This window comes from Solemya elarraichensis gill symbiont, from assembly GCF_002021095.1.
In the GTDB taxonomy this organism is placed as follows: domain Bacteria; phylum Pseudomonadota; class Gammaproteobacteria; order Chromatiales; family Chromatiaceae.
This window is the reverse complement of the sequence record NZ_MPRK01000242.1, coordinates 1-2,587: the sequence shown is the minus strand read 5'-3', so window position 1 is coordinate 2,587 and position 2,587 is coordinate 1. Positions and strand designations below refer to the sequence as shown.

Here is a 2,587-nt window from a genome sequence, read left to right as displayed (position 1 = left end):
GAGACTGTAAATTAGTTTGTGTATCTGCTTATCATTAACCCCTACGGGAGATAAGCAGATACACAAACTAATTTACAGTCTCCATACGCATAATGCTTCAAATTCTTCATTACATGCCGAAGTCCATTCACGTAGTGTTTGAGATAGCAAACTAAGTGACGGAAGAAGAATTAATGTCGATCCTGCTTCTAGCCTCTCTTTTATCCATAGAGTCGTGAAAGTTTTTCCTGTACCGCAAGCCATGATTAGCTGACCACGATCGGTATTTTCAAAGCCCTTTGCGACAGCTTTTATTGCTTCTCTTTGATGTGGACGCGGTGTTGGTTTCTTACGCTGTTTTGCTTTAGATAATTCTTTAAAGGATTTTGGGTAATCAATCACTGATTTATCAACATCAGAATAGAGAAAAAGTGTTACTGGCTTTTCTTGATCAAAACAGACTTGTTTTGCGTTTTTCCCAATAATATCTGTAGAACTGATAAGTAGCCGTCTATCGATTAGTTTGCGGTTAGACTCGCTGAGAAATGAATCAACATCGGATTTTTTTATTGGATATTCTTCTGAGTAGCATTTAGCTTGAACAGCCCATGTTTCGCCATTCTTATGTTTGAAGACTAAATCTATTCCTAAATCAGCCCCCCATCTGTTTGGATACTCATTCCAGAGCCAGACTTTATCTACCTGAGTTGACCATTCAGGGTCATTCTTCAGAAACCATTTAACGAAGCGTTCAAATTGAACGCCTTTTTTGTCCTGGTCTAGTGAAGCAATGCATTCAGAGAATCTAGACATTTAATTTTCAGTAAGGTATCGACCTGAATGAATTCGTGAAAAACAGCTCAGGTATTTATTACTCTATAGAGCTTTCAATTGCGTACCTTTTTTTATCGTCCTCGGTTGCCAATTCAAATTTTTCATCTTCTAACTCTATACTGACTAATTTAAGGTTACGGAAACTAGCATCTTTTCCGACAGTTGCTGTCCATACAACCTTGAATTCAAGTTTTCGTAAATTTTCTTGCCCAGAATACGCAGTTAACAAGCTACCTATGCCTAAACCTGAATATCTATATAACCGTACGAACTCTATACGACTACCCCATGTAAATCGTTTTTCATCACTATGTTCAATATAGTTCGGGGCGAAAACCCATATGCCTTCATCACTTGCTATTGTCCATTTTCCTTTTGTTGGCGTTAGTGGAGTAGATATAGCGAGCCCTAATGATCTCTTTGTTGGAGGAGTTGAGAATATATGACTGTAATCTGTACGAATACGGTTAATCACTCTCTCTTTGACGTACAGACAATTATCATCTTTTTTATTGTAAAACTTCAATCTTGCTCTTGCTTGAATTGCTTGAATAAATTCATTTGTAAACTGCTCATCAAGCAGCCTTAAAAAAGAAGCGAATTCGTCTAATGTTTCATAAAACGATACAAACTTATTAGCTCCTACTCTTCTTTTGCTCTCACCCGATAAGGCGGTATCATTGCTAATAAATACTATATTCGCGTTCGGTTTATCTTCAATAAACTGAACGACTGTTTCCATAATTAAGGAATCCCTGAATCCTTTTTCGTGTTTTTTATCCTTTTCTTCTGTAAAAGGAGGGTTTCGCCAGATGGCGTCGTTGGTTAATCTTTCCCAGTCGATTGACTTACAAGGAGTTTCTACTACCTCAGCATTAAGACTAGAGATCCATTTATCAAATCGACTCTCCATATCCTTCCTAATATGCTGTGCTTTGACTCGATGTTTATATGTTTTATCCGTATAAGCCGACAAGTTATCAAACTGAGAGTTGATTCTTTCCAAGGTAGTAAGTGCGGAGGATGTGTGTTGATATAGCAACTCACCTTTCACGACCTCAGGTAGAATTAATTCAATATCGTATTTACTACTGTATTCATTCCAAAAGTCATGGAATTCAGATGAGGCACATAATTCTTTATTCTCAGAAAAAAGAACGTTCGTATCTAGTATGAGTATATGAGCTGGTGGTTTTCTTCTGTTTATCTTAGCCATATTTCAAAAGTGAGCCCTATTGACAGGAATATTTCCTGTAATTCAATTTGGTTAGTTTGTCAGCATTATCCTCAGCCAATCCAGAAGAATCTGGCAATGCTGTCTAATGTCTAGTCAGTACTTTCGAATTCTTATTTTCTCGTAGAAATGAGGTTTCGACACTGACACTTTGATGTCGTTAGCTCGAAATGCTCTATCTTCGATTATTTTTGAGTGTAACCCAAATCAGTTTCTGAGAGTATTTAACTCCACGTGGAGACTCGATATTTTGACTATTCAGATAGTCAGATATTTCTACATTGCTTAAGCCACGGCTATTTAGTTCATGGATTAAGTCTAATCTCCACTGCTGACGAGACGGGATCTTATCGAGAGTCAAAGATCTAGTTTTGATCTTGATATCAAAACCATAAACCAAATCATTTAAAGGATCTTTTATATAACGAAATCTATTCCACTGTTACTGATTTGGCAAGATTCCTCGGCTGGTCAACATCCGTTCCCTTGAGTACAGCGACATGATAAGCAAGCAGCTGCAACGGAATGGTAAAGATAATT

The 2,587-nt window shown here is 37.3% G+C and carries 2 protein-coding genes and 1 pseudogene; all 3 read right to left on the bottom strand.

The window, feature by feature from the left end; genetic code table 11:
* Positions 1-72: 72 nt before the first annotated feature.
* The gene (locus tag BOW51_RS09670; protein ID WP_078477537.1) at positions 73-792 is read right to left on the bottom strand and encodes a restriction endonuclease; all 720 of its coding nucleotides are present in this window, start codon (positions 790-792) and stop codon (positions 73-75) included.
* A 58-nt stretch (positions 793-850) separates the two neighbouring features.
* Complete coding sequence (locus tag BOW51_RS09665; protein WP_078477536.1) at positions 851-2,029, bottom strand: PIN domain-containing protein; 1,179 nt, start codon at positions 2,027-2,029, stop codon at positions 851-853.
* Between the two features lie 449 nt (positions 2,030-2,478).
* Positions 2,479-2,587: pseudogene (locus BOW51_RS11720) on the bottom strand (SIS domain-containing protein); the annotation flags it as partial.

What these genes read in the sequence shown, in the direction of transcription:
- BOW51_RS09665 (WP_078477536.1), bottom strand. Translation starts at nt 2,029, where the DNA reads ATGGCTAAGATAAACAGAAGAAAACCACCAGCTCATATACTCATACTA.
- BOW51_RS09670 (WP_078477537.1), bottom strand. Translation starts at nt 792, where the DNA reads ATGTCTAGATTCTCTGAATGCATTGCTTCACTAGACCAGGACAAAAAA.